The organism is Mesorhizobium sp. M0491 (genome assembly GCF_040321265.1).
GTDB lineage: Bacteria > Pseudomonadota > Alphaproteobacteria > Rhizobiales > Rhizobiaceae > Mesorhizobium.
Genome location: NZ_JAMYRE010000011.1, coordinates 149,025 through 172,821, shown reverse-complemented (window position 1 = coordinate 172,821; position 23,797 = coordinate 149,025). Strand labels below are relative to the sequence as shown.

The following is a 23,797-nucleotide window of genomic DNA, read 5'->3' as shown; positions in this document are numbered from 1 at the left end:
CTAATCGCTTACTGCCTACTGCCTATCCCCTATTCCCTGAACCGGAGGTTCCTCATGCCCCATTATCTCGGCATCGATGTCGGCACCGGCAGCGCGCGGGCCGGGGTGTTCGACCACACCGGCACCTTGCTCGCCTCGGCCAAGCGGGACATCGAGGTCTGGCGCGAGGCCGGCGACATTGTCGAGCAGTCGAGCAACGACATCTGGCGGGCGGTGTGCGCGGCCACGCGGGAAGCGGTCGCTCAATCGGGCGTGGCAGCTGAGGCCATCGCCGGCATCGGGTTCGACGCCACTTGTTCGCTGGTGGTGCTGGGCGAGGGCGGCGTGCCGCTGCCGGTAAGCAAGTCCGGCAATTCGGAACGCAACATCATCGTCTGGATGGATCACCGCGCGGTCGAGCAGACGCGCCGCATCAACCGCAGCGGCGAGGCGGTGCTGAACTATGTCGGCGGCGTCATCTCGCCGGAAATGGAAACGCCGAAACTCCTTTGGCTAGCGGAAAACCTGCCCGACACGTTCAACGCCGCCTGGCAGTTCATGGACCTCGCCGATTTCCTCACCTGGCGCGCGAGCGGCAGCCTTGCCCGCTCGGTCTGCACGGTGACTTGCAAATGGACCTATCTGGCGCATGAAAGCCGCTGGGACGAGGCCTATTTCCGCACCATCGGACTAGGGAGCCTGGCCGACGAGGGGTTCGCGCGCATCGGCACGCAGATCGTGCCGGCGGGTGCCGCACTTGGCGGCGGGCTGACCGCGCAGGCGGCTGCGGACCTTGGCCTGCGCCCCGGCACGGCCGTGGCGGCGGGGCTGATCGACGCGCATGCCGGCGGTGTCGGCACGGTCGGCGCGCGCGGCGCGTTCGGCAGCGTTCTGTCGCGCATGGCCTATGTCTTCGGCACCTCGGCCTGCACCATGTCGTCGACCGCCGAGCCGGCCTTCGTCGACGGCGTCTGGGGTCCGTATTTCTCGGCCATGGTGCCGGGCCTGTGGCTGAACGAGGGCGGCCAATCTGCGGCGGGTGCGGCCATCGACCATCTGGTGCGCATGCATCCGGCGGCCGTCGAAGCGACAGCCAAGGCGCAGGCCGAGGGGCTCAGCCTCAGCGCCTGGCTGTCGCTGCAGGCGCAGAGCCGCAACGGGGCAGCGGCGACGCCGGCCTTGGTCGGCGGCATCCATGTCGTGCCGGAATTCCTTGGCAACCGCGCGCCTTTCGCCGACCCGGACGCACGCGCGCTGATTGCCGGGCTCGATCTTGACACCAGCCTCGACAGCCTGGTCGGGCTCTATGTCGCCGGGGTCTGCGGGCTGGGCTACGGCGCGCGCCAGATCGTGCGGGCCGAGCATGACAAAGGCATTGCCGTCGACACCATCGTCGTCAGTGGCGGCGCCGGGCAAAGTCCGTTGGTGCGCCAGCTGCTTGCCGACACGACCGGCATGGTGGTGGTGGCGTCGACCTCGCCGGAGCCGGTGCTGCTCGGCTCGGCGATGCTGGGCGCGGTCGCCGCCGGTGCTTACAAGGATCTGACGGCGGCGATGGCCGGCATGTCGGAACTCGGCGAAGTCTATCATCCCGACGCTACCTTGGCCGGCTGGCACGCCAAGCGCTTTGCTGCGTTCGAGCTGCTGCAGCAGGCGGGCAAGGCCATCCGAGGCTGAAGCGAGCGGCTCCTGTCGGGCTCTGTCAGGAGCGTGGCGAACACCGCTTGGCGATGATGCCGGAAGCTGGCAGCTTTGTTCTGTCGTGGACCCTCCTGCGGCTTGCGAAGAGGGCAGGGCGACAGGAGCAGGAGGCCCGATGGCAGACGACAAATCGCCAGCGCCATTCGCATCGGACAGTGTGCCGTGGACGGAATGGTCCGATGTGCCGCGCTTCGGCGTGCGCTACCGGCATTTGTCGCTGGCCGCGCTTGGCGAAACCTATCATGTCGGCGTGGCGATCGAGGAGTTGCCGGCGGGCAAGCAGACCTCGCCGGCGCACTACCACATTTCGAGGAGGAGCATGTCTTCATCCTCGAGGGGACGCTCACCGCGCATGTCGGCAATGCCGCCTATGTCATGAAGGCCGGCGACTACATCTGCTTTCCGGCAGGTGCAGCGGCGGGGCATTGCCTCATCAACACCAGCGACGCACTCTGCCGCTACGTCCTCGTCGGCGAGCGCAACCCGAACGACGTTGTCGTCTACACCGCCTCCAACAAGGTGCTGGTGCGCGCCTTGGGCAGCCGTGCGATCTTCGATCTCGCGGCGACCCGAACCTACTGGGACGGTGAGAGCACCGGCCTCGCCGCCGGCGATCCGTTGCCGTCGGATGTGACGGCCGGTGTCACCAAGGCCCCGGCCGCGCCGATCCCGCCGGTCGCCAGCGATGCTGTCGAGTGGAAACAGGAAGGCGAGGGGGCGCGGTTCGGTGGTCGGTCCAAACACCTCACCTGTGCCGCCTTGGGACGGCCCGACTACCATGTCGGCGTGCTGATCGAGGCGCCGGCCCCCGGCATGCGCCTGGCGCCCAGGCACTACCATATGCTGGAAGAAGAGCATGCGCTGATCCTGGAAGGGCAGGTGACGCTGCTGCTTGGCGAGGCGCGCCACGAGATGAAAGCCGGCGACTATGTCTGCTTTCCGGCCGGCCTGGCGGTTGGACATTCCTTCCTCAACAGCGGTACGGGACCGTGCCGCTATCTGATGATCGGCGAGAAAAACCCCAACGAGGTCTGCGTCTATCCCGATTCCAACAAGATGGCGGTCGACGCCTTGCGCCGGCGCGACGGCATTTTCGATATGGCCGGGGTTAGGCGGTATTGGGATGGCGAAGCGTAGAACTGAAAGTGTCGATATCCGACTCAAATAGCCGCGCTCTGAACGCGAGAACCGTTCGGAGATAGGCGTTGTTGCCACCCTACCTGGGTGACGCTAGTCTGGTTCGGGCACTTCAACGGGGGAGTTGGCGGGGATGCTCCTGCCATTCTTGCGATGGCCTTCACGCTATCACCGCCGCCTTGGCAGGCTGAGATGGGTGGCTTTGTTCGCGCCGTTCATTCTGTTGTCGGGCTATATCGTCTATGGCTTCGTCGGCATTCGGTTTGATACGCCTCTCTCGGTGCTGAGGCACCTTGCCGCGTTCCCGAACTGCACGGCCGCCCGCAGGGGCGAACCTGGCTATTGGCCGACTCACGATGCCGACCATGACGGCATAGCCTGCGAGCCCTGGCACGGGGCAAGCCGACGCACGGGGCAAGCTCCACTGGCGTTCGGGTCCATCGTTACTCGCGTACCGGCCCATAGCCTTTGCCTTGGCTTCACAGCTCCTTCTCCGCCAGTTCCCTGAATTCATCCGGCACCGAGCGCGCCGCCTCCAGCGCCACCGTGCCATAGCCGACCGCCTGTTTGCCGAAGCGTTCGCGGATATTGTCGATGGCGCGGTCGGCGTCAAAGCGTGCCAGGCCTTTTCGGGTGCCGGGCCTCTGCTTCTCGTCGGCGAGATCGAGCGGCAGTTCGAGCTGTAATTCGAAGCTTTCCTCGAGATGCGAGACCGAGATCGCCAGCAGCGAGATCGTTCTCTCGTGGGGGTTGTCGGCAAGCACGCCGCGCACCAGATCGCCGGCGATCTCGGCCAGCATCGCGGTCGCCGAGATCGGCTGGTCAAGCGTGATCGAGCGGGTGACGGCGCTGAGATCGGCAAAGCGCACGCGCACCGTCACCGTGCGGCCGGGCCGCGCCTTGGCGCGCAGCCGGCTGGCGACGCGGTCGGCCAGATGCAGCAGGGTTGGCACGATGACGTCAGCTACGGCGGGCTTGCGGCCAAGCGCCGATTGCGCGCCGGCCGAATGCGCCCGGCGCTTCGTCTCCAGTTTTCGCGGGTCGCGGTTCCATGACAGCGCGGCGAGCTTTTCGCCGGCGGCGGGGCCGAGCAGCCGCGTCAGCGCGCCGCTGCGCGTCCTGGCCAGCTGGCCGATGGTCTCGACGCCGATTTCCGCCAGCCGCGCTTTGGTCGCCGAGCCGACGCCCCACATCAGCCCGACCGGCAGGTCGTGCAGGAAAGCGAGCTCGCTGCCGGGTTCGACGACCACCAGCCCATCGGGTTTTGCCACCTGCGAGGCGATCTTGGCCAGATGCTTGGTGCGGGCGACGCCGATCGAGATCGGCAGGCCGAGTTCGGCGCGTACCCGGCTGCGGATCGTCGTGGCGATCTCCTGTGGGGAGCCGAACAGATGCGTGCAGCCGGCAACGTCGGCAAAGGCCTCGTCGATGGAGATGCGCTCGACCAATGGCGTAAAATCGTCGAGCACCTTGATCGCCGCGTCGCCTAGCCGCTGGTAATGGCTGAAATTGCCACCGACGAAGATCAGATGCGGGCAGAGTTCGCGCGCCTTGCGCCCGGGCATGCCGCCGCGCACGCCGAAGGCGCGGGCCTCGTAGGAAGCGGCGAGCACGACACCGCCGCCCACCGCGATCGGCTTGCCGCGCAGCGACGGATCGAGCAACTGCTCGACCGAGGCGTAGAAAGCGTCGAGATCGGCATGCAGGATGGTGGCTGTCGTTTCCATCCCGACCGCACATCCGCAGTTGCTGATAGATTGGAACAAATAAAGAACAAAGATGGATCATTGTCAAGGGAAGGGCGATTTGTGCGGCAACAGCCATGCCGGTTCCGCCTGAACGCAACCGCCTAGACAATATGCTCCGCTCGCAGCGCCGCTTTCATCCTTTCCAGCGCCGCTTCGCCGCCTGCCGCCAGTTCGTCGGCAATCCTGGCCAGCTTATCGTCGGCCTTGCGGTGCTTGCTGCCCCAGGCGCCGAGCGTCGCCAGCACCGGCAAGAGGTCGATGCCTGCTTCGGTCAGCCGGTAGACGGTTCTCAAGCCATGCGTCGGGTCGTCGCTTCGGGTGAGGATGCCCTCCTCCTGAAGCGTTTGCAGTCGCTCGGCCAGCGTGCGCGAGGAGATGCCTTCGTCGGATTGCAGGAATTCGCGAAAGTGCTTTTTCCCGGCGAAGACCATGTCGCGGACGATGAGCAGCGTCCAGCGGTCGCCGATCAGTTCGAGTGACAGGTTGATCGGGCAGCCGGACTTTTCGCGCGTCGACATCTATGGTTCCATTTTTAAATCACTTTACTATTGACATCGTTTTGGCCTTGCGTCAACGGTTCCAAATGTAAACTGTTTTGCGATGGCCCTGAGGAGAATGACGGTGAAAAAGCTGGTCCTGCAGATGCAGATGTCGGTCGACGGCTTTGTCGGCGCCAATGAGGACCATTCCTGGCAGCTCTGGGAGTGGGGTGACGAGAGCGCCTGGGACGGTGCGCTGAAGCAGGACTTTAACGCCGTCTTCGCAGGCGTCGATACCATCCTGCTCAGCCGCAAGATGGCGCAGGAGGGCTATCTCACCCATTGGGGCAATGCGGCGAAGAAGTTTCCGCGCGATCCGTTCTACGCCTTTGCGCAGCGCATCGTCGACTCCCGCAAGGTGGTGCTCAGCAACAAGCTCAAGCAATCGGCCTCGGAGCCGGCTTGGGAGCGCACCAGTGTGGTCAGCGGCGACCTGCCGCGCGAAGTCAATGCGCTGAAAGCGGGCGAGGGCGGCGACATGGCGGTGTTCGGCGGCGCCGGTTTCGCGTCGGCGCTGATTGCGGCCGGGCTGGTCGACGAGTTCCAGCTTTTCATCAACCCGGCGGTGCTGGGTGCGGGCCGCCGGATTTTTGATCAGGGCGGTTTTAGGAACCTGCGGCTACTCGGCTCGAAGGCCTATGCCTGTGGCATGGTGGTCAGCCGCTATGCGCCGGCGGGGTGAGGGGGACCTCCATCTTCTCCCTGGTCACTTCGCATCGTGAAAAATGATCCCGACCGTGTGGCGCATGCCTGAGCGCAACCGGCTGACGCCATGGCGCAGGTTGACCCGGTAATTGCCTTTGGTGCCCTGCACCGGCCGGTTGTGGACGGCGAAGACAACGGCGTCGCCCTGGCGCAGCGACACCACTTCGACCCGGCTCTGCATGCGCGGGCGCTGCTCGGTCAGGGCGAACTCGCCGCCGCTGAAATCCCGGCCCGGTTCGGAGAGCAGGATCGCCACCTGCAGCGGAAAGGCGAGGTCGCCATAGAGATCCTGGTGGAGGCAGTTGAAGTCGCCAGGCACATATTGCAGCAGCAGCGGCGTCGGCCGTGACTGGCCGGCGGCATGGCACTGATCGAGAAACGCGGCGTGCGTCGCGGGATAACGCATGGCCTGCCCCATGCGCTCGTTCCACCGATTGGCGACCTCGGCCAGCCTGGGGTAGAGCGCGCTGCGCAGGCCACCCAGGAGGTCGGGCAAGGGATAGCGGAAATAGCGGTACTCGCCCTTGCCGAAGCCGTGCCTGGCCATATGGATGTGGCTGCGGAAATATTTCTCATCCGAATAGAGGTCGGCGATCCGCCGGCACTCCTCGGGCGACAACAGCTTTTCGATCACGGCACAGCCGAAGCCGTCGAGTTCGGCGGCAAGGGCCGGCCAGTCGTAACCGGCGACGCGTGTCTCGGCGGCTTCGATCACCGATCTGGCAATTTTGGCATGGGCATTCATATCGTAGCCTCCTTGTCGAGCAGGGCGCGTTTGCGTTCGACACCCCAGCGGTAACCGGCCAGTGAGCCGTCGGCGCGGACGACACGGTGGCAGGGAATGCCCAGCGCGATCGCGTTGGCCGCACAGGCGGTCGCCACGGCGCGGGCGCCATTCGGCTGGCCGAGGCGGCGAGCCAGTGCGGTGTAGCGGATGGTGGCGCCGCACGGGATGCTGCGCAGCACATCCCAAACCTGTTGCTGGAATGGCGTGCCGTGGCGCATGTCGAGCGGCAGGTCGAGGCCGACGCCGGGCATTTGGATGAAGCGCGCGATTGTCGCGAGATCGTCGCGCAGTGCGGCCTCGTCCTCGACCAGTATCTTGTCGGGGAAGCAATGGCCAAGGTCCCGCTCCAGCGCGTCGGCGTCCGAGCCGATCAGGATGGCGCAGACGCCGATCTGGCTGCGCGCTGCCAGGACGTCGCCGATTGCGGATTCACCGATGGCATAGCTTATGGTGTCGAAGGCATTGGGGACGCTCGCCGGCGGCGCCATTTGGGTTTGCATGAGGTTCATTGCGTTTACTCCTTTGTCTGTGCGTGAACCCTACAGGGACGGCTTCTCGCGCTCACTCCGGTGCTTGCTTTCAAATTCGAATTTCGAAGGTAGGTGAACCGTTCTACGCGACACGAGTAACAGCGACCTCGCCGAGCAAAAACACCTCACCCGTCAACAACCGCAGCTCGATCTCGCCGGCCGCGGTGCGGCTCCATTCGGCTCTGCCGTGATCGACCATCTCGCCAATGGCCGCCATCACCAGTAACTTAGAGCCTTCGGCGCGCCGGCTGCCGGCAGCTTGGGTCCGGCTGGTCGTATCGGTGGTGGGAGACCTTGCCATCGCGCGCATTGCCGGTCCTGGTCAGGCCCGAATTGACCGGTTGGCATTGTCGGACGCCGCCTCACGCTCCAGCAGTGCGCGCTTGCGCTCAACGCCCCAGGCGTAGCCGGACAGGGCGCCATCCCTGCGGATCACGCGGTGGCAGGGAATGGCGACGGCATGATTGTTGGCGGCGCAGGCGGCGGCGATGGCGCGGGTTGCCTTCGGCGCACCGATGCGCTGCGCGATCTCGGCATAGGAAACCGTGCGGCCGACGGGGATGTCTTGTAAAGCCTGCCAGACACGCTGCTGGAAGGCGGTGCCGCGCACGTCGAGCGGCAAATCGAGACCGAGCGCCGGAACCTCGACGAAACCGACGACGCGGGCGACCAGCGCCTCGTAGTCGCTGTCGCCGCCGATCAGCCGTGCCCTGGGGAAACGGTCCTGCAGGTCGCGCACCAGCGCGTCGGGATCGTCGCCGAGCAGGATCGAGGCGACGCCCTTTTGACTGGACGCGACCAGGATGGCGCCGAGCGAAGTCTCGCCGACGGCGAAGCGGATCTCTTCATCAGCGCCGCCGGCGCGATAGCGCGTTGGCGTCATGCCGAGCATGCCGGTGGATTTCTCGTAAAAACGTCCGCTTGAATTGAAACCGGCATCGTAGATCGCCGTCGTCACGCTGGCGCCGTCTTCCAGGCCCTGGCGGACCCGGGCGGCGCGGTGCGCGGCGGCATAGTCCTTCGGTGTCAGCCCGGTGGCCGCCTTGAAGGTACGATGGAAATAACCGGCGCTACGGCCGGCGGCATCAGCCAGCTCAGCGAGCGACGGTTCTTCCTCGCTCTGCTCGATCCTGCGGCAGGCATCGGCGACCATCGCGGCATTACCGGCCTCGAGCGATGGGCCATCCGGGTTGCAGCGCCGGCACGGGCGAAAGCCGGTTGTCCTGGCCTGATCGAGCGTGCCGTGCAGTTGCACATTTTTCGGATTGGCGCGCCGCGACGGGCAGGAAGGCCGGCAATAGACGCCGGTCGTCGCCACCGAATACCAGAATGCGCCGTCGGCCGACTTGTCGCGCGCAACGATACGCGCCCAGCGCGGATCGTCGGCGATTTGCGGCGGCGCGGATTTCAGATTTTTCGCCAGGGTGATGAACATGGCCGGCATTGAAGCCGCTGGAAGAAGGCCCCGCCACCCGTTTCCTGACAACCTCCCGCCGGTTCTCCTACGCCGCGCGCTTGGGCTCGATCGCAAACGGGCTGAGCCCGAGCCAGGTCTGCATCTTCCTGCCGATGGCCTGGTCGCCGGTCAGGGCAACCTTCGCACCGGCCTTCTCGACGGTCAGCAATCCCATCCAGATCGCCGTCATCGTGTGCAGGTCGGTCGAGACGTAGAGGTCGACGTCGAAACCCGGATCGTACCAGCACAGATCGACCTCGCCGTGCTTCTCGACGATCAGCCACCATGACCGTTTGGACGCCGGCAGGTCCTGATACAGAAATTGTATCACCGTGCGTCCCTCGGGCAGCGGCGAGGGGTTCAAATTGCGCCGCATGTCCCACATCAGCAATGACGGATCGAGGTTCTTGAGCGACAGCCGGGACTCGACCCATTTCTGCCCCCAGAAGCCCATCGCCTCGACGACCGGGCGCAAATCGCGGCCGGCCTCCGTCAGCCGATAATCGAAGATCCCCTTCTCGCGCCGGACCTCCCCGCGCTCGACGATCCCGGCGATCTCAAGCTCCTTCAGCCGTTGCGACAGAAGGGTTGGCGACATTTTGGGGACACCGCGGCGCAGGTCGTTGAAGCGGGTCGAACCCGCCACCAATTCGCGCATCAGCACCATCGTCCAGCGGGTGCACAGCACCTCCGCGGCCATCGATAGCGGGCAGAACTGTTTGTATCCGTGCTGGGTCATGATTGTGCCTCTCCTCCAACTTGGGTCGAACATTAGGCCTTCATGATTGAGGCGGCCAGTACGGAAACTGTACTACCCCAGTACAGATCGCGGACTGGTTGGCGAGCGCCTTGCCATGCGAGCCCTTGGCCGGTTGCACGGGATACCCTGTGCGCCGCAATCAGGAGACTATCATGACCGCTTACGTTATCGCAGACATCAAGATAAACGACCCGCAATGGGTGCCGGCCTATGCCGCATCGGTGCACGACCTCGTACACAAGCATGGCGGCAGATATCTGTCGCGCAGCGGCAATGTGAAGACGCTCGAAGGCAAGCCGCTCGACACCACGCTGATCGCGCTGATGGCGTTCCCGTCGGAAGCGGCGGCGCGCGCCTTCACCAATGATCCGGCCTATGCGCCCTTCGTTTCGGCCCGTCAGGGCGGCAGCGACAGCCGTTTCCAGATGATCGACAACACCGATCTGGCCGGAACGATCCCGTATCTGCCAAAGGGATGACCATTCCTGGCATCGTTTTCGGGATCTCCAAGCAACAACAGTCACAGCGCTTGCCTGCCGGGCCTCCGTATTTTCGGCGGCCGGCCAGCTGTGCTTTTTCAAGAAGAATAGAATGAAGATGATATCGAACTTTCTCAACAGGCCAAATTTTCGCTGCAGACTTGTCATGGCCGGGGCCATGCTGGCCGTCTGCACCAGCTTCGCACAGGCGCATCAGGAAGCGGCCGCGCTTGCGTCCGTCCCCAATCCGCTGGCTGACAAGGTGCGGGCTGCCAACAGCCGGTTTCTCGACGTCAAGGCCGCTACATCAGAGGGCTATGCGCCCATTCCCTGCGCCAGCGGCATCACCGGCGGCGCCATGGGCATCCACTATGTCAACGGCGGATATCTGAAGGACGACAAGATCGATATCGCCCGGCCTGAGGCCGTGATGTACGAGCCGATGGCCGACGGCACGCTGCAACTGGTGGCGGTCGAATACATCACCTCGAAGGGGCCGGCGTCGCTGGACGGACAGCTGTTCAATTTCAACAGCGCGCCCAACCGCTATGGCCTGGGCGAATTCTACGAACTGCATGTCTGGGCCTGGAAGGGCAACCCGACCGGCATTTTCGCCGACATGAACCCGAAAGTGTCATGCGAACACACGATGGCGCCGAGCCAGTAAGCAATGAAGCCAGGCGGCGTCAATGCCGCCTGGTCGCCCTCCGTGACAGTTGGCAGCTCCGGCCCAGCGGCCGCTTTCGGCGAGGAAAAGCCGGGGAGGTGCGTGCCGCTGGCGCTCCTCGCGGCGTCAGGCAGGTACGGTCTTTATGCCGCTTGATCCGGGATCGCCAATCCCACCTCGGCGGTATCCCGGCTCGCTTGCGGCAAGACGAAGCGTCCCGTCACGTACCAGAGCAGGGACACCACGAGAATCGAGAGATAGCCATCCACGGCATAGTGCCAGCCGGTGTAAACCGAACCGAACAGGATGAAGGCCGCGAAGGACCAGCCGGCGATTGCCCACCGGCGGCCGAATTGGGCCAGGAAGAATGCGTTGAGCGTGGCGATCGCAACATGCATGCTGGGCATGGCCGAGATGCCGCCGCCGAGTTCCGGGCGGCCACTCTGGTAGGCTGTAAACAGATAATCGGCGTACAGATGGACCGACGCGCCGTAGCCCCTCTGCGCCAGGGCGGCCTGCAGCGCGACAAACCGGTCGCCGCCGTAGATTTGGTCGTGGAATATCGGGCCGGCGGACGACAGCAGGGTCGCAAGAACGGTGCCGCACAGCATCGTGGTCAGCGCGAATGCCCATAGGTAGCGCAAACGCCCGACCGGATTGTTCCAGAAGGCGACGAAGAGCACGGCGCCGAACCATTGCAGAAGCCAGCCATATCCATAGCCGGCGAAAATGGCGACCGACACCGGTTCGGAAACGATGCTGTGCGCCCATGTCCAGGGATCCGCGCCATGCAGCCGAAGATCGAGGTCCGCCAGGGCGCGGTCGGCGTAGAACGGCACCATGTCCGGGATGGCGGCCTTCAAGGTGGTGAATGCGGTGACGCCGAGAAAGAACAAGAAGATGACGGGTGCGGCTGCAAGCCAGCGGTGCCTGAGTACGCCGAGGATGAACCTCGTCGGCGTATGCCGGGCAAATGCCAGCCCCGCCACACCAAGGCCCGCCGCCAGAAGCGCGGGCAGGAAAAAGGCGAACGGCTTGGCATAGGATTGCGCCAGATGCAGGTAGCGGTCCGGCTGCAGGCAAACAGCGGTCATGGCATAGATCAGACACAAGGCAACCAGCAGCCAGCCGCTCCTGGTTGTCGCGATGTCGAGGTCAAGGATGGCAGCTGGGCGGCGATTGTTGCCGCGCTGACCTGTGTGCTCACTCATCGAAGGACGTCCCGCCAGTTGTCCAAAAAAATAATTGGATTATTTCGCAGGCGATATATTACCATCAGGTTACACTTGTGGGCAAATAGATCTCTAAATATTAGAGCGATAGAATGCTTGTTGGCAAAGAGTCTGTTTACGAAAGCGTTGCGCCGTCCTCTTTGTCTCTGCAACGCGATCATCGGCGCCGCCGATGATCCCGGGATCATCGGATTGGCCGATGACCTGGAGCCATGACTAGGAAGATCCGGCCGATGCGAAACTCCGGTTCTTGCCGGCCAATCGAAGAGCAGAGGCGGCAGGCGGGGAGCCAACAAAGCAGCCCGCCATCGCCGCGGTAACTGTTTCTTCTCTGGTTTTGCCGCAGATTGCCCCGCGGTGGAGCAGGCGAAGCAGACGATGGCGCGTCAGGGCAAGAAAAGTCGCAATGGAACGTTCTGGGCCAAGGCCCTGGAGCGCGCCCATCTTGGCGTCTGGGACTGGGATCTTGTGACCGGCGACTGCTTCTATTCCGCGACCTGGGCGCGGATGCTGGGCTACGATGAGAGCGAACTTGCCGACACCAGCGACCTGTGGCTGCAACTGACCCATCCTGACGACCGCGAGCGGGCGCTGGCCAGCGGCGACCGCCACATTGCCGGCCTGACCGACACCATCGAGACCGAATTGCGGCTGAAGCACAAGCAGGGACACTGGGTGTGGGTGCTCGATCGCGGCGGCGTCGTCGAGCGCGACGCGATGGGAAAGCCGCTCAGGCTGATGGGTGTGCAGACCGACATCTCCAAGCAGAAAGCCGCAGAAGCCGAACTCGAGCAGGTCAATGTGCGCTTCCGCCTGGCGCTCGCCGCCAGCGGTACCGGCATCTGGCACCACGACCTCGCCACCGGCAAAAGCTATTGGGACGAACGCACCAGGGAGATTTTCGGACTTGTCTCCGACACCGCCGAAGTCGAGCGCGACCACTGGTTCGGCTATCTGCATCCGGACGACAAGGAGGCCGCGTCGCGCGCACATCTGGTGCCGCTCGAAACGGACAAGGTCACCGCGGTGCAATACCGCATCGTCCGACGCGACGGAGAGGTCCGGCACATAGAATCCCTGCTGCGTTTCATCGCCGACCCGCAAATCCCGGACCGCCGGCTGGCGGGGCAGATCCTGGGCACGGTGCGCGACATCACCGAAGACAAGCAGCGTGAGCAGGAACTTGCCTATGCGGCCCGCCACGATGCGCTCACCGGTCTCTGGAACCGTGCCGCGTTCGACCGGCTGCTGGCCGATCATATCGCGGCCGCGCAGCGGCTGCCGCTCTCCGTGTTCTATGTCGATCTCGACTACTTCAAGGCGCTCAATGATTTTGCCGGCCATGCGGCCGGCGACCTGGCACTGAAAAGCGTTGCCCAAGGCATTCTGGGCTGCCTTCCCTCGACGGCGCATGCCGCGCGCCTGGGCGGTGACGAGTTCGCGCTGCTGATGCCCAATTGCGATACGGCGCAGGCCGGGCGGCTGGCCGACGCGGTACTTGCAGCCGTTCGCGATGCCGAACTAGGATCGACGGCCAAGTCGCGCAAGCTGGCGGCCTCGATCGGCATCGCTTTCGTCGATGACGCCAACACGACGGTGGCCGACGCGCTGGCCTGCGCCGACGACGCCTGCTACGCGGCCAAGGCCGCCGGGCGAAACCGATTTGCCGTCTTCTCCACCGATACGGCATCGGGTTCGGGTGGCCTAAACGCGGCGCGCGTCGTCGCCGATACGGTCGATGCCATGGAAGACGGGAGGCTGAAGCTGTTTGGCCAGGAAATCCATCGGCTGGGCCGTCCCTGGCTGGAAAGCCGCCATGTCGAAGTGTTGGCCAGGCTCGCCGCCCGCAACGGCCGGCTGGTGCCACCCGGCGAGTTCATTCCGGTGGCCGAGCGGTTCGGCATCGCGTCGCGGCTCGACCGCTGGATCATCCGCACCGCGCTGTCGCGGCATGGTGCCGCCTTGCGTTCGGGGGCGTTGACGCTTGGCTTCAATCTGTCGGCGCAGACGCTGAGCGACCCGCAGCTTTGGGACTTCGTGGACAACGTCATAGAAGAAACCGGGGCGCCGCATTCGGGCATCGGCTTCGAGATCACCGAAACCGCCGCCGTCACCAATTTCGACGCCGCCGAACAGTTTGTGCGCAAGGCGCGCGAGCGGCGCTGCCGGGTCAGCCTCGATGATTTCGGCGCTGGTATGAGCTCGTTCGAATATCTCCGGCGGTTCCCCGTCGACGCGATCAAGATCGACGGTTCCTTCATCGAGCACATCACGCAAAGCCGTTTCGACCGCGAGATCGTGCTGGCCATCACCAGCATCGCCCGCAGCCTCGGCTGTGACGTGGTCGGCGAGAAGATCGAACGGCAGGACACGCTGGCCATGTTGAGCGACATGGGCGTCGCCTTCGGCCAGGGATTTTTGCTGCACCGGCCGGAGCCGCTGGAGCGGATTGTCGTGCGTGCGACCAAGGGAGCGGCGGCCCGCAAGGCATCGTGATCCGGGTGCGGCGAGTTTCAGGCCAGGCCGGACTGACCTGAAACTCGCCACAGTCTATCCGGTTCGCCGCGCCGTTGATTGCGGAAACTCCAGCACTCCAGCCTCGGGTCGCCTGTGCTGCGCCTCCGTCACCGCTTCGATCAACAGATCGAGCGCTTCACAGGCCGTGCGACTCGTCTCGTCGTTGCCTTGCAGATAATGATAGGCGCGTTCGAGGTGGATGCGGGCGGCTGAAAAATCGCTGGTCAATGGTCCCTCCATGATCCCGCCCTAGAAGACCTTGCCGGAGACGAGGGAACGCCGGGTAAATATCCACAAGCGGCTTTTATTCAAATGCCGCAGAAACAGGGCGCGGCAGATGCGCTGTCAGGAGTGACGCCACCCAACTCTTTGCGGTGCCTTGCCGCGCGACTAGACTGTCGGCTCCCTTGTCCGAGGTGAGACCGATGATCGTCCAGGCCTGCATCAACGGCGCGCGTCCGCGCGATTTCCATCCCGCGCTACCGCTGACTGCCGAGGCGATGGCCGGCGATGCCGCCGCCTGCGTCGCCGCGGGTGCCTCCGAACTGCACATCCACCCGCGCGGCCTTGACGGGCGCGAAAGCCTCGCGGCCGTCGATGCCACCGTGCTGGCGGTGCGTCAGGCCTGTCCGGGCACGCTTATAGGCGTGTCGACGGGCGCCTGGATCGAGAACGATGTCGAGCGGACCCGTGCGGCGATCTCCGGCTGGCGGGAACTGCCCGACTATGCATCGGTCAATCTGTCGGAGGTGGATGCGCCTCGCGTGATGGAGCTGTTGCGCCAGCGTGGCGTCGGCATCGAGGCCGGGCTTGCCACCGTCGCCGACGCTGAGCGCTTCGTGGCGCTTCCCGACCACGACCGGGTGCTGCGCATCTTGATCGAGATCGACATCCCGGATCTGTCCGTGGCACTCGACGAGGCACACGGCATCGCCACGGTGCTCGATCGCGCAGGGGTGCGGCGGTCGATCCTGCTGCATGGCGTCGACACAACTGTCTGGCCCCTCGTCGAGCTTGCGTATCGCAAGCGCTGGTCGACACGGGTCGGCCTGGAAGACGGCAAGACGCTCGCCGATGGAACTGTGGCGAAGGATAACGCGGCGATCATCGCTGCCGCCGTGGCGATCTTTCGCGGCTAGTTTTCCAGAATGATCTGGATCGCCTTATCCACCACCGGATGCAAGCCGCTAGCCTGGAAGGACAGTCGGTTGCCGGAGCCGACATTGCTGGTCATGGCGATGGTCAGCTCTGAGATCGGGTCATGCAGCATGACGGCGACGTAGCCGGGGATACTGCCCTGGTGGCCGTAAAAGGCGCGGTTGGCGTAGGCGCTCTGGAACATGCCGGCGCCGGTCTCGCGCATGCGGGTGCCCGGAAAACTCGCTGGCACGCGGTGTTCGAACATCTCGGCGAAGAACGGCGGCGACAGCACTCTGCCGGAAAAGAGACCGCGCATGAAGCTCACCATGTCGGACGGCGTCGACACCATGTCGCCGCAGCCATAAGCGGCGCCGAACGGGAAGGAATCGGAAGAATCCTGCAATTCGTCGGAGTAGCGCAGCACGCCGTCCATGCGCCACATCTCGCCGCCGGAGGCGATGTCGGTGGGCGCATTCGCCGGCGGCGGGGGGCGGTGGTAGTAGCCACGCACCATCGACTTTTCCGGAAAGGCTTCGGTGGCCGGCGACCAGGTATTCTCCAAGCCGAGCGGCTGCAGCACCGCGCTTCTGACATAGCCGCCCAGCGACTGGCCTGTCACCGCCTCGATCACCATGCCGGCCAGCACATAGCCGGTGTTGTTGTAGACGGCGGGTCCGCCCGGCGCCTTCTGCTTGTCGGAAGCGAAGGCTATGTCGACCAGTTGCCGCGGCGTCCATTGCCGGCTCGGATCCATCGGAATGTAATATTCGAACTCCGGCAGGCCGCTGCGGTGGTTGATCAACTGGCGCACCGAAATGTCTTTTGCTTCCGGCAGGTAAGGAAACCAGCCGGAGATCGGCGCTCCGAGATCGAGCTTGCCGTCCTGGGCGAGCTTGGCCAGGGCCGCGGCAACGAAGGTCTTGGTGCAGCTGCCGATCTTGAACAGGCGTTCAGGCGAGACGGCAATGCCATGCTCCCGGTCGGCTAGGCCGGCGGTCAGGGTGGTTGGTGCGGCGCCAGTGGAGTATGCGAGTGATGCGCCTACCGCGCCATCGGTGAGATAGGTCTTGAGGAGGGCGTTCAGGTCTTCACGCATGGATTCTGCTTTCGCCGCTAAATTGCTGGTTTCATAGATGATGTCGGTGCGTCCTCGGGCCGAGCCCGAGGGCAGGGTCGCCAAGCTTCACTCCGCCATATCGACATCGGCAAAGTTCTGCCGGCCGAAGGGGTCGAGCACGTAGTTGAGCACGCTCTTGCGGATCGGGATCGCCACCACCGAATGGGCGATCGGCGCCACCGGCACCTCAACCTTCAGGATCGCTTGCGCCCTGGCATAGATGTCGGCGCGCTGTTTCGGATCGGCGGCGACGCGGCCGTCCTGCAGCAGCTTCTCGAAATCCTTGTCGCACCAGCGCGAGCGGTTGGAGCCGCCCTTCACGCCGTCGCAAGACAGCAGATAGCTCAGCATGTTGTCGGGGTCGCCATTGTCGCTGCTGCCGCCGAGCAGGTAGGCGTCCTGTTCGCCCGCCGCGGTGCGCTTGAGATATTCGCCCCATTCGAAGCTGACGATCTCGGCCTTGACGCCGACTTTCGCCCAGTCGGCCTGGATCATCTCGGCCATGCGCTTGGCGTTGGGATTGTAGGGCCGCGATACCGGCATCGCCCACAGGCTGATTTTCAGGTCGCTCTCGTGGCCGGCTTCCTTCAGCAGCGCCTTCGCGCCATCCGGGTCATAGTCGATGCCGGCATCGGTGACGGCGCCGATCTGCGCCGGCGGCACGACGCTGCCGGCGACCGTGCCGGCGCCGGCATAGACGGCGTCGACGATCGCCTTGCGGTCGACGGCCTTGGCCAGCGCCATGCGCACGCGCACATCGCCGAGCGGCTGATGTTCGACATTGAAGCCGAGAATGCCGATGTTCTGACCCTTGAGGTCGAGCACGGTGATGTCGGGATCGGTGCGCAAATCGGCGACGGCGCTTGGCGGGGGCGGGGCGGCGACCTGGCACTCGTTGGCCTTGAGACGCTCGACGCGCGTGGTCGGTTCGGGCGTGACGGCGAAGACCAGAGTGTCGATCTTCGGCGGGCCGCGCCAATAATCCTTGTTGGCGGCGTAGCGGATCTGGCTGTCGGGGACATAGGCCTGCAGCACGAACGGGCCGGTGCCGACGGGCTCGCTATCGATCAATTCCGGCGTGCCGGCGGCGACCATCTTTTCGGTCTGCTCCAACGACAGGATAGAGAGATAGTCGAGCGCAATGCCGGGCAGGAAGGTGACATTGGCAGCCGTCAGCGTGAAGCGCACGGTGTGGTCGTCGACCTTGTCGATCTTGTCGATCAGCGTGCCCATGCCCAGTGCGTTGAAATACTCGTAAGCGCCGCCGCCGAGCTTGTGGTAGGGATTGCTGGCGTCGCGCTGGCGGTTGAAGGTGTACAGCACGTCGTCGGCATTGAACTCGCGCGACGGTGTAAAGTGGTCGTTCGACTGGAATTTCACGCCGTGGCGTAGGTGGAATGTGTAGATCTTGCCTTCGGCTGAGACCTCCCAGCTTTCGGCCAGCGCCGGCCCGACCTCGGTCGTGCCAGGCTTGAACTCGACCAGCCGGTTGAAGATCGTCTTGGCGGCGGCATCCATGGTGGAGTCCGCCGTGCCGATCGCCGGGTTGAAGGTCTCGGGATTGGCTTCCGAGCAATAGACCAGGGTTTTGGCGTAGGCCTGTCCGCCGAGAAGGACGGATGAGGCCAGCAGGGACGAGGTAAGCACTGCGCGCAGAACGGATTTCATCGCAAACGCTCCTGATGACACTTTACGGGTTGAGGGAAGGGCAGGCCGGTGATGTTCATGGCGTCGCCGCCGGGGTGATGAAACGGTTGGGCGCAAGCGCGGCGGACGTGATTCCGCGTGCCGTGAGATCGTCCGGCAGCGGCTGGCCGCGTAGCAGCACTGAGCCCAGCCGCGCCAGCGTCAGCGACACCTGGAAACCGTAGCCGCCCTGGCCGCCAAGCCAGAAGAAGCCGGGCAGGCGAGGGTCGAAGCCGATGACCGGCGTGCGGTCAGGCGAAAAGGTGCGCAGGCCCGCCCAGGGCGTCGACGGACGGCCGATGCGCAGCGACGTCGCCTGTTCGATGCGGTCGACGGCGATCGCGACGTCGATGTCTTCCGGATAGGCGTCGCAGGGTTCGGAATCGGTCTCGTCGGCCAGCGAGCCGATCAGCCTGCCGGCATCGGGCTTGAAGTAGAATTGTTCATGCAAATCGACCACCAGCGGCCAGGCGCTGATGTCCGTGCCGGCGGGCGGATCGAACAGGAAGGCGGTGCGGCGCTTGGGCCGGAAGCCGAGACCGGAGAGACCGGCCAGCCCGGCGACGACATCGACCCAGGCGCCAGCGGCGTCGACGACGATGTCGGCCTGGTAGGCGCCGGCACTGGTGGTGACGCTGAAGCCGTTTGCGACGCGGGAAATCTCCAGCACTTCCTCGCCGGTGCGGATCACGCCGCCGCCGGCCTTGAGCGCGGAGGCTGAAGCCGCAAGCATCTTTCCCGTGTCGACATCGAGCGCGCCGGGTTCATGCACGCCGCCGCAGGTGGTTGCCGTGGCGATGACCGGCACCAGCGCGGTGACTTCTGTTGCTGACAGGCGCCGCACGCTTGGCACCAGCGCCTGCATCTCGGCCGCCATGCGGTCGACGGCTGCACTGTCTTCGACACCGCCGACGTGCAGCGCGCCGCGCCGGTGGGCGGCGAAGCCGCCATTGATGATCGCCTGTCGGCTGGCCAGCGACAGCGCCCGCACCAGCGCATTGCCATAGGTTTCGGAAAACAGCGCCGCGGAGCGGCCGCTGGCGTGGTAGCCGAGATGCGGCTCGCGCTCGAGCACGGTGATCTCGGCCCAGGATTGCACGGCCGCCGCCAGCGAAAGGCCGGCAATGCCGCCGCCGATGACGACGATTTTTTGGAGAGACTTGGACTGCATGCCCTAGGGGTAGAAATAATTTCGTATCCAGTCAATATTTAGCGTATAAGAAAATTGTTGGTGTTGTTGATGGCGGCAGAGAGTTGGACTACCTAGGGTGGACTGGCGGCTCGATGGGGCCGCGCAACGGAGCTGACGATGTCGGAGCAACCGAACCTCGGTGATTGTCTGCGCGGCTTGAGGAAAACGCATGGCTGGACCTTGCAGGAGGTCAGCACGCTGACCGGCGTCGCGGTGTCGACGCTGTCCAAGGTCGAGAACGACCAGATGTCGCTGAGCTACGACAAGCTGCTGCAGATCTGCGAGGGGCTGGGCATCCATGTCACCGAGCTGCTGAGCGGCGACCGCAAGCAGCCGGCCGCGCGCACCCGTCGTTCGGTGACTTCGCAGTCCAACACGCTGCGCCAGCTGACCCGCAACTACGACTACCGCTATCTGGCCACCGATCTGGTGCGCAAGCGCATGGTGCCGATCCACGCCTATGCACGCGCCCGCACGCCGCAGGAATTCGGCCCGCTGACCAGGCATGCCGGCGAGGAATTTTTGATCGTGCTCAAGGGCGAGATCGAACTGCACACCGACCAGTACGCGCCGGTGCGGCTGAAACAGGGCGACAGCGTCTACATCGATTCCACCATGGGTCATGCCTACCTCTCGGTCGGCGAGGGCGACGCCGAGATGCTGTGCGTCTGCTCCGGCGACGAGCCTGATATGGAAGGCACGCTGCTGAGCGTGCTGGAGACGGTGGAGGGGTAGGGACTAACATTCTCGATGGCTGCGCCGCCCCTCATCTGGCTGCCGCCATCTTCTCCCCGCAAGGGCAGGGCTATCGCATATGGAATTCCTGAGATGTCTGCCCGGCACGGACCCCCACCCCTAACCCCTCCCCACAAGGGGGAGGGAGACTTCCGTTGGCGCTGACCCAAGAGAATCGCCTGTCTTTTCGGCGCCAACAAGAATTAAAGGCACGCGGCAGCATTCCCTCCCCCTTGTGGGGAGGGTTAGGGTGGGGGTTCTTCCTCGCAAGAATCCATATGCGATAGCCCTGCTGTAAACGGGGAGAAGGACGATCCTATTGACGGGCGGCGCTGGCTTCGACAATTGAGCCCCCACTACATCGCAACCACACGCCCCATTCCCCGCCGAACCGCCTCGCGATAGGCGAGATCGGCCGCCACCATGTCCTCCATAGCAACGCCCATGGCCTTGTAGACGGTGACCTGATCGGCGCTAACCCGTCCCGGCCGCCGCCCGAGCAGCATGTCGCCGAGCTCGGTTCCGGTTTGCGGATCGAGGTCAGCGAGTTCGCAGGAGCCGACCGGCGTCGGGGCAAAGGCCTCCCTGGTCTCGACGAACAGGCTGGCCCTGCCGATAAGCTCGACCGGCAGTTCGCCGCCGGGCGGGGCGACGCCGACCGATGAGATGTGAGTGCCGGGCCGCACCCAGTCGGCCGAGATCACCGGCGCATAGGAATGCGTTGCCAGGCAGACGACGTCGGACGAACGCACCGCGGCCTCGATATCGGCGACGGCGACGACGCCGGGATGCTGCGCGGCAAGCGCCTGCGCATCGGCGAATTCCTTCGAGACGACGCGGATCTCGGTGAAGTCGCGCACCAGCGGCAGAAGATTGAGATGCTGGCCGGCCTGCACACCGGCGCCGACCACCGTCGCGACCTTGGCGTCGCGGCGGGCGAGTTCACGCACCGAGAGCACGGCGGAGCCGGAGGTGCGCACGGCGGTGATGTAGGTGCCGTCCATGACGCAGACCGGCATGCCGGTCTGCGGATCGAACAGATGGATGGTGGCGAGGTGGCTGGGGATGCCTCTGGCGACGTTGCCCTCGAAGACGTTGACGATCTTCACCGTCAGATGCATGCCTGCCATCCATGCCGACATCGCCAGCGAATAGCCGACCTGCGGAATGTCGAGCTGCGGCCGTGCCGGATTGACCACCTTGCCGCCGGACAAGGCCTTGAAGCCGCCGGCGAGCACGTCGAGAAGCTGGCGCAGGTCGATGCAGGTTTTCACCTCGGCCTCGCTCAGGATGAGTACGGGCGTGTCACCCTTGGCCTGGGCGCTGCGGGAGGTCGATATCGCTGATGTCATGGAATCCGCTTTCGTTATGGGTTGCACGACAACGGTATTGCGATCTATCAGCGTGATGAAATATGCTGTTTTCGTTATTTTGGCGTGACTATCACGCGTGCCCGGCTCACAAAGCGTGAATCCTGAAATGGACGATCTCGACCGTATCGACCGCTCGCTGCTGCGTTTGTTGCAGGAGGACGGCCGCCGCACGACGCTCGATCTGGCGCGGCGGGTCGGCCTGTCGCCGACCGGGGCGACGCAGCGCGTCAAGCGGCTGTTCGCCGAAGGCTTCATCCGCGCCGTGCGCGCGGTGCTCGATCCTGCTCGGATCGGGCAGGCGCAGCTCGTCTTCATCGAGGTGCGGCTCGACCACACGGCGCCGCATGTCTTCGACCGCTTCGCCGAGGCGGTTCTGCGGGCGCCCGAGATCATCGAATGCCACATGGTGGTCGGCGGCTTCGACTATCTGGTCAAGGCGCGCATCGCCGACATGGCGATGTTCCAGGATTTTTTGCAGCGGGTCATCCTGCCGCTGCCCGGGGTGCGGGAAACGCACACCTACGCCTCGATCGCCAATGTGAAGCCCGACGCCCTGCTGCCGATCTAGACCGGCGGCCGTTCCCCCGCATCCAGCAGCCATTGCCGCACCGCTTGCGTCGGCTCCGGGTGCCGCTGCTTTCTCGGCATCACGACATAAAAATCCTGCGTGCCGCGCATTTCGCCGCTGACGGGCTGAACCAGGCGGCCCGTGGCGAGATCAGCGGCGACGAGGAAGCGGCTGGCCAGCGCAATGCCCTGGCCGGCGACGGCGGCGTCGATGGCGAGGCCCGTCTGGTTGAAGCGCATCCGTTTCAATTCGGTCGTCATCTTCAAGCCGACCGCTTTCTCCATGAATTCCGGCCACAGATTGTGGGCATCGTGCAGCAGCACATGGTGCTGGATTTCGGAGGCTGCGATTTCAGCAGCATCTTCCTGCAGCAAGGCCGGGCTGCAGACGGCGATGATCTGCTGGGGAAACAGCAGGTCGACGACCAGACCGGCGCCGAAGGGTGGGCGGCCCTGGCGCACCGCGATGTCGACGCCATCGGCCTGGAAGCTCGACAGGCTCTCGCTGGCCAGAACGCGCAGGTCGACAAGCGGGTTGTGCGCGACGAAGTCGTGCAGCCTCGGGATCAGCCATTTGGTGGCGAAGCTTGGCGTCACGCTGACCGTCAGCCGCGCCGGTTCGGGACGCAACAGCAGCGTCGCCTCGGAGATCAGGTCGAAGGCGCGGCGGATGTTGGGCACATAGGCGCGGCCCTCATCGGTCAGCGCCAGGCCGCGCGGCAGCCGCTCGAACAGCTTTGTGCCGAGATCGGCTTCCAACCCGCGAATGTGCTGGGCGACCGCCCCTTGAGTGACGTTCAGCTCCTCGGCCGCGATGCGGAAGTTGAGATGACGCGCCGAGGCTTCGAAGGCGCGCAGCGCATTCAATGGCGGCAGGCTGAGGAAGGCTTCGGGCATGCAGGAGTTTTTCTACAGGTTGATTTCAAGCATTCTGGTTCGAACCGGTGTGGAAAACCAGCTATATCGACGTTCAACTCCCGAAAACACCGTTTGCGGTGCCCGCCAACCCTGAGAGGAAAATCCGATGAGTGTAGAAAAAGTAGCTGTGGTGGTGGCCGGCGGCAGCGGCATGGGTGCGGCGGCGGCCAAGCGGCTGGCGGCGGACGGCTTCAAGGTCGCCATCCTTTCGTCTTCCGGAAAAGGCGAGGCGCTGGCTGGGGAATTGGGCGGGCTCGGCGTCACCGGCTCCAACCAATCCAATGAAGATTTACAGCGCCTCGTCGACCTGACGCTGGAGCGCTTTGGCCGCATCGACGTGCTGGTCAACAGCGGCGGCCACGGGCCGCGCGCGCCGATCCTCGAAATCACCGACGAGCAATGGCACACCGGCATGGATGTCTATCTGCTGAACGTCATCCGTCCGGTGCGCATCGTGGCGCCGCAGATGGTCAAGCAGAAGGGCGGCGCCATCATCAACATCTCGACCGCCTGGGTGGTCGAGCCGAGCCCGATGTTCCCGACGTCCGCCGTGTTCCGCGCCGGGCTTGCCGCCTACACCAAGATCTTCGCCAACACCTATGCCGCTGACAATGTACGCATGAACAATGTGCTGCCCGGCTGGATCGACAGCCTGCCGGCCACCGAGGAGCGCCGCGACAGCGTGCCGATGCAGCGCTACGGCACCTCGGAAGAGATCGCCGCGACCATCGCCTTCCTGGCTTCGGAAGGCGCCGGCTATATCACCGGCCAGAACATCCGGGTCGACGGCGGCATTATCCGCGCTATTTGAGGGCGTCGATCGGGAGGGGGA

26 protein-coding genes are annotated in these 23,797 nt (G+C 64.7%); 12 read left to right on the top strand and 14 right to left on the bottom strand.

Annotation, left to right across the window (positions count from 1 at the left end):
• Positions 1-54: 54 nt before the first annotated feature.
• The 4 genes from NKI69_RS16550 (at position 55) to NKI69_RS16535 (ending at position 3,325) form a co-directional block, all read left to right on the top strand.
• The gene (locus NKI69_RS16550) at positions 55-1,656 is read left to right on the top strand and encodes an FGGY-family carbohydrate kinase (protein WP_352722033.1); all 1,602 of its coding nucleotides are present in this window, start codon (positions 55-57) and stop codon (positions 1,654-1,656) included.
• 139 nt (positions 1,657-1,795) lie between these two features.
• The gene (locus NKI69_RS16545) at positions 1,796-2,059 is read left to right on the top strand and encodes a cupin domain-containing protein (RefSeq protein WP_352722106.1); all 264 of its coding nucleotides are present in this window, start codon (positions 1,796-1,798) and stop codon (positions 2,057-2,059) included.
• Positions 2,008-2,817, top strand: coding sequence for a cupin domain-containing protein (locus NKI69_RS16540; protein WP_352722104.1), 810 nt, complete (start codon positions 2,008-2,010; stop codon positions 2,815-2,817). The genes NKI69_RS16545 and NKI69_RS16540 overlap by 52 nt, the downstream gene beginning before the upstream one ends.
• Before the next feature lie 133 nt (positions 2,818-2,950).
• Entirely contained in the window at positions 2,951-3,325 is a 375-nt protein-coding gene (locus NKI69_RS16535) for an excalibur calcium-binding domain-containing protein (protein WP_352722031.1), read from the top strand.
• Here the strand turns inward: NKI69_RS16535 and dinB are convergent.
• Both dinB and NKI69_RS16525 read right to left on the bottom strand, forming a co-directional pair.
• Positions 3,297-4,544, bottom strand: a complete 1,248-nt coding sequence (dinB, locus tag NKI69_RS16530) for a DNA polymerase IV (RefSeq protein WP_023813871.1) — start codon at positions 4,542-4,544, stop codon at positions 3,297-3,299. The two genes, NKI69_RS16535 and dinB, sit on opposite strands and share 29 nt — an antisense overlap.
• A 122-nt stretch (positions 4,545-4,666) precedes the next feature.
• Positions 4,667-5,083: a winged helix-turn-helix transcriptional regulator gene (locus NKI69_RS16525; RefSeq protein WP_023813870.1), complete on the bottom strand. Its 417-nt coding sequence runs from the start codon at positions 5,081-5,083 to the stop codon at positions 4,667-4,669.
• 103 nt (positions 5,084-5,186) lie between these two features.
• On the opposite strand from NKI69_RS16525, the gene NKI69_RS16520 reads away from it, so the two are divergent.
• Positions 5,187-5,786, top strand: a complete 600-nt coding sequence (locus tag NKI69_RS16520) for a dihydrofolate reductase family protein (RefSeq protein ID WP_352441786.1) — start codon at positions 5,187-5,189, stop codon at positions 5,784-5,786.
• A gap of 24 nt (positions 5,787-5,810) precedes the next feature.
• On the opposite strand, the gene NKI69_RS16515 is transcribed toward NKI69_RS16520, so the two are convergent.
• The 5 genes from NKI69_RS16515 to NKI69_RS16495 all read right to left on the bottom strand — a co-directional run bounded on the left by NKI69_RS16515 (position 5,811) and on the right by NKI69_RS16495 (position 9,321).
• Positions 5,811-6,554, bottom strand: coding sequence for a 2OG-Fe(II) oxygenase (locus NKI69_RS16515; protein WP_023813869.1), 744 nt, complete (start codon positions 6,552-6,554; stop codon positions 5,811-5,813).
• A complete protein-coding gene (locus NKI69_RS16510) occupies positions 6,551-7,105 on the bottom strand; it encodes a methylated-DNA--[protein]-cysteine S-methyltransferase (protein WP_023813868.1) in 555 nt (184 codons plus the stop codon). The genes NKI69_RS16515 and NKI69_RS16510 overlap by 4 nt, the downstream gene beginning before the upstream one ends.
• Before the next feature lie 103 nt (positions 7,106-7,208).
• On the bottom strand, positions 7,209-7,436 hold the full coding sequence (locus tag NKI69_RS16505; protein ID WP_023813867.1) for a hypothetical protein: 228 nt from the start codon (positions 7,434-7,436) through the stop codon (positions 7,209-7,211).
• A gap of 12 nt (positions 7,437-7,448) precedes the next feature.
• The gene (gene ada / locus NKI69_RS16500) at positions 7,449-8,561 is read right to left on the bottom strand and encodes a bifunctional DNA-binding transcriptional regulator/O6-methylguanine-DNA methyltransferase Ada (protein ID WP_023813866.1); all 1,113 of its coding nucleotides are present in this window, start codon (positions 8,559-8,561) and stop codon (positions 7,449-7,451) included.
• Between the two features lie 67 nt (positions 8,562-8,628).
• Entirely contained in the window at positions 8,629-9,321 is a 693-nt protein-coding gene (locus tag NKI69_RS16495; protein ID WP_352722027.1) for a winged helix-turn-helix transcriptional regulator, read from the bottom strand.
• 173 nt (positions 9,322-9,494) lie between these two features.
• On the opposite strand from NKI69_RS16495, the gene NKI69_RS16490 reads away from it, so the two are divergent.
• Both NKI69_RS16490 and NKI69_RS16485 read left to right on the top strand, forming a co-directional pair.
• Complete coding sequence (locus NKI69_RS16490; RefSeq protein ID WP_023813864.1) at positions 9,495-9,821, top strand: DUF1330 domain-containing protein; 327 nt, start codon at positions 9,495-9,497, stop codon at positions 9,819-9,821.
• A 166-nt stretch (positions 9,822-9,987) separates the two neighbouring features.
• Positions 9,988-10,488, top strand: coding sequence for a hypothetical protein (locus NKI69_RS16485; protein ID WP_023813863.1), 501 nt, complete (start codon positions 9,988-9,990; stop codon positions 10,486-10,488).
• 143 nt (positions 10,489-10,631) lie between these two features.
• Here NKI69_RS16485 and NKI69_RS16480 read toward each other — a convergent pair whose 3' ends face one another.
• Complete coding sequence (locus tag NKI69_RS16480; RefSeq protein WP_023813862.1) at positions 10,632-11,699, bottom strand: phosphatase PAP2 family protein; 1,068 nt, start codon at positions 11,697-11,699, stop codon at positions 10,632-10,634.
• Positions 11,700-12,098: 399 nt separating this feature from the next.
• Between NKI69_RS16480 and NKI69_RS16475 the strand changes: the two genes are divergently transcribed.
• A complete protein-coding gene (locus NKI69_RS16475; protein WP_023813861.1) occupies positions 12,099-14,216 on the top strand; it encodes an EAL domain-containing protein in 2,118 nt (705 codons plus the stop codon).
• A gap of 54 nt (positions 14,217-14,270) precedes the next feature.
• Here the strand turns inward: NKI69_RS16475 and NKI69_RS16470 are convergent, their stop codons facing one another.
• A complete protein-coding gene (locus tag NKI69_RS16470; RefSeq protein ID WP_023813860.1) occupies positions 14,271-14,465 on the bottom strand; it encodes a hypothetical protein in 195 nt (64 codons plus the stop codon).
• Positions 14,466-14,662: 197 nt separating this feature from the next.
• Between NKI69_RS16470 and NKI69_RS16465 the strand changes: the two genes are divergently transcribed.
• Positions 14,663-15,376 (top strand): 3-keto-5-aminohexanoate cleavage protein, encoded by a 714-nt coding sequence (locus NKI69_RS16465; protein ID WP_352441261.1) that lies wholly within the window; start codon positions 14,663-14,665, stop codon positions 15,374-15,376.
• On the opposite strand, the gene NKI69_RS16460 is transcribed toward NKI69_RS16465, so the two are convergent.
• Genes NKI69_RS16460 through NKI69_RS16450 form a run of 3 tightly spaced genes read right to left on the bottom strand, consistent with a single transcriptional unit; the run spans position 15,373 to position 19,351 of the window.
• Positions 15,373-16,557 carry a serine hydrolase domain-containing protein gene (locus tag NKI69_RS16460; protein WP_245273302.1) on the bottom strand — a complete coding sequence of 395 codons (1,185 nt, stop codon included), beginning with the start codon at positions 16,555-16,557 and terminating at the stop codon, positions 15,373-15,375. The genes NKI69_RS16465 and NKI69_RS16460 overlap by 4 nt on opposite strands.
• Before the next feature lie 3 nt (positions 16,558-16,560).
• Complete coding sequence (locus NKI69_RS16455; protein WP_023813857.1) at positions 16,561-18,162, bottom strand: ABC transporter substrate-binding protein; 1,602 nt, start codon at positions 18,160-18,162, stop codon at positions 16,561-16,563.
• Positions 18,163-18,217: 55 nt separating this feature from the next.
• On the bottom strand, positions 18,218-19,351 hold the full coding sequence (locus tag NKI69_RS16450; protein ID WP_023813856.1) for an NAD(P)/FAD-dependent oxidoreductase: 1,134 nt from the start codon (positions 19,349-19,351) through the stop codon (positions 18,218-18,220).
• Between the two features lie 138 nt (positions 19,352-19,489).
• Between NKI69_RS16450 and NKI69_RS16445 the strand changes: the two genes are divergently transcribed.
• Positions 19,490-20,107, top strand: coding sequence for a helix-turn-helix domain-containing protein (locus NKI69_RS16445; RefSeq protein WP_023813855.1), 618 nt, complete (start codon positions 19,490-19,492; stop codon positions 20,105-20,107).
• Between the two features lie 356 nt (positions 20,108-20,463).
• Here NKI69_RS16445 and NKI69_RS16440 read toward each other — a convergent pair whose 3' ends face one another.
• Entirely contained in the window at positions 20,464-21,459 is a 996-nt protein-coding gene (locus NKI69_RS16440; RefSeq protein WP_023813854.1) for an ornithine cyclodeaminase family protein, read from the bottom strand.
• Positions 21,460-21,586: 127 nt separating this feature from the next.
• Here NKI69_RS16440 and NKI69_RS16435 point away from each other — a divergent pair, with 127 nt between their 5' ends.
• Positions 21,587-22,048: an Lrp/AsnC ligand binding domain-containing protein gene (locus NKI69_RS16435; protein ID WP_023813853.1), complete on the top strand. Its 462-nt coding sequence runs from the start codon at positions 21,587-21,589 to the stop codon at positions 22,046-22,048.
• Here the strand turns inward: NKI69_RS16435 and gcvA are convergent.
• The gene (gene gcvA / locus NKI69_RS16430; RefSeq protein WP_023813852.1) at positions 22,045-22,944 is read right to left on the bottom strand and encodes a transcriptional regulator GcvA; all 900 of its coding nucleotides are present in this window, start codon (positions 22,942-22,944) and stop codon (positions 22,045-22,047) included. The two genes, NKI69_RS16435 and gcvA, sit on opposite strands and share 4 nt — an antisense overlap.
• A 127-nt stretch (positions 22,945-23,071) precedes the next feature.
• Here gcvA and NKI69_RS16425 point away from each other — a divergent pair, with 127 nt between their 5' ends.
• Entirely contained in the window at positions 23,072-23,776 is a 705-nt protein-coding gene (locus NKI69_RS16425; protein ID WP_023813851.1) for an SDR family oxidoreductase, read from the top strand.
• Positions 23,777-23,797: the final 21 nt, after the last annotated feature.

Excerpts from the sequence above, each read along its gene's own strand:
- NKI69_RS16550 (WP_352722033.1), top strand. The coding sequence starts at position 55 with ATGCCCCATTATCTCGGCATCGATGTCGGCACCGGCAGCGCGCGGGCC.
- NKI69_RS16545 (WP_352722106.1), top strand. The coding sequence starts at position 1,796 with ATGGCAGACGACAAATCGCCAGCGCCATTCGCATCGGACAGTGTGCCG.
- NKI69_RS16535 (WP_352722031.1), top strand. The coding sequence starts at position 2,951 with ATGCTCCTGCCATTCTTGCGATGGCCTTCACGCTATCACCGCCGCCTT.
- dinB (WP_023813871.1), bottom strand. The coding sequence starts at position 4,544 with ATGGAAACGACAGCCACCATCCTGCATGCCGATCTCGACGCTTTCTAC.
- NKI69_RS16525 (WP_023813870.1), bottom strand. The coding sequence starts at position 5,083 with ATGTCGACGCGCGAAAAGTCCGGCTGCCCGATCAACCTGTCACTCGAA.
- NKI69_RS16515 (WP_023813869.1), bottom strand. The coding sequence starts at position 6,554 with ATGAATGCCCATGCCAAAATTGCCAGATCGGTGATCGAAGCCGCCGAG.
- NKI69_RS16510 (WP_023813868.1), bottom strand. The coding sequence starts at position 7,105 with ATGAACCTCATGCAAACCCAAATGGCGCCGCCGGCGAGCGTCCCCAAT.
- NKI69_RS16505 (WP_023813867.1), bottom strand. The coding sequence starts at position 7,436 with ATGCGCGCGATGGCAAGGTCTCCCACCACCGATACGACCAGCCGGACC.
- ada (WP_023813866.1), bottom strand. The coding sequence starts at position 8,561 with ATGTTCATCACCCTGGCGAAAAATCTGAAATCCGCGCCGCCGCAAATC.
- NKI69_RS16495 (WP_352722027.1), bottom strand. The coding sequence starts at position 9,321 with ATGACCCAGCACGGATACAAACAGTTCTGCCCGCTATCGATGGCCGCG.
- NKI69_RS16490 (WP_023813864.1), top strand. The coding sequence starts at position 9,495 with ATGACCGCTTACGTTATCGCAGACATCAAGATAAACGACCCGCAATGG.
- NKI69_RS16485 (WP_023813863.1), top strand. The coding sequence starts at position 9,988 with ATGGCCGGGGCCATGCTGGCCGTCTGCACCAGCTTCGCACAGGCGCAT.
- NKI69_RS16480 (WP_023813862.1), bottom strand. The coding sequence starts at position 11,699 with ATGAGTGAGCACACAGGTCAGCGCGGCAACAATCGCCGCCCAGCTGCC.
- NKI69_RS16475 (WP_023813861.1), top strand. The coding sequence starts at position 12,099 with ATGGCGCGTCAGGGCAAGAAAAGTCGCAATGGAACGTTCTGGGCCAAG.
- NKI69_RS16465 (WP_352441261.1), top strand. The coding sequence starts at position 14,663 with ATGATCGTCCAGGCCTGCATCAACGGCGCGCGTCCGCGCGATTTCCAT.
- NKI69_RS16455 (WP_023813857.1), bottom strand. The coding sequence starts at position 18,162 with ATGAAATCCGTTCTGCGCGCAGTGCTTACCTCGTCCCTGCTGGCCTCA.
- NKI69_RS16450 (WP_023813856.1), bottom strand. The coding sequence starts at position 19,351 with ATGCAGTCCAAGTCTCTCCAAAAAATCGTCGTCATCGGCGGCGGCATT.
- NKI69_RS16445 (WP_023813855.1), top strand. The coding sequence starts at position 19,490 with ATGTCGGAGCAACCGAACCTCGGTGATTGTCTGCGCGGCTTGAGGAAA.
- NKI69_RS16440 (WP_023813854.1), bottom strand. The coding sequence starts at position 21,459 with ATGACATCAGCGATATCGACCTCCCGCAGCGCCCAGGCCAAGGGTGAC.
- NKI69_RS16435 (WP_023813853.1), top strand. The coding sequence starts at position 21,587 with ATGGACGATCTCGACCGTATCGACCGCTCGCTGCTGCGTTTGTTGCAG.
- gcvA (WP_023813852.1), bottom strand. The coding sequence starts at position 22,944 with ATGCCCGAAGCCTTCCTCAGCCTGCCGCCATTGAATGCGCTGCGCGCC.
- NKI69_RS16425 (WP_023813851.1), top strand. The coding sequence starts at position 23,072 with ATGAGTGTAGAAAAAGTAGCTGTGGTGGTGGCCGGCGGCAGCGGCATG.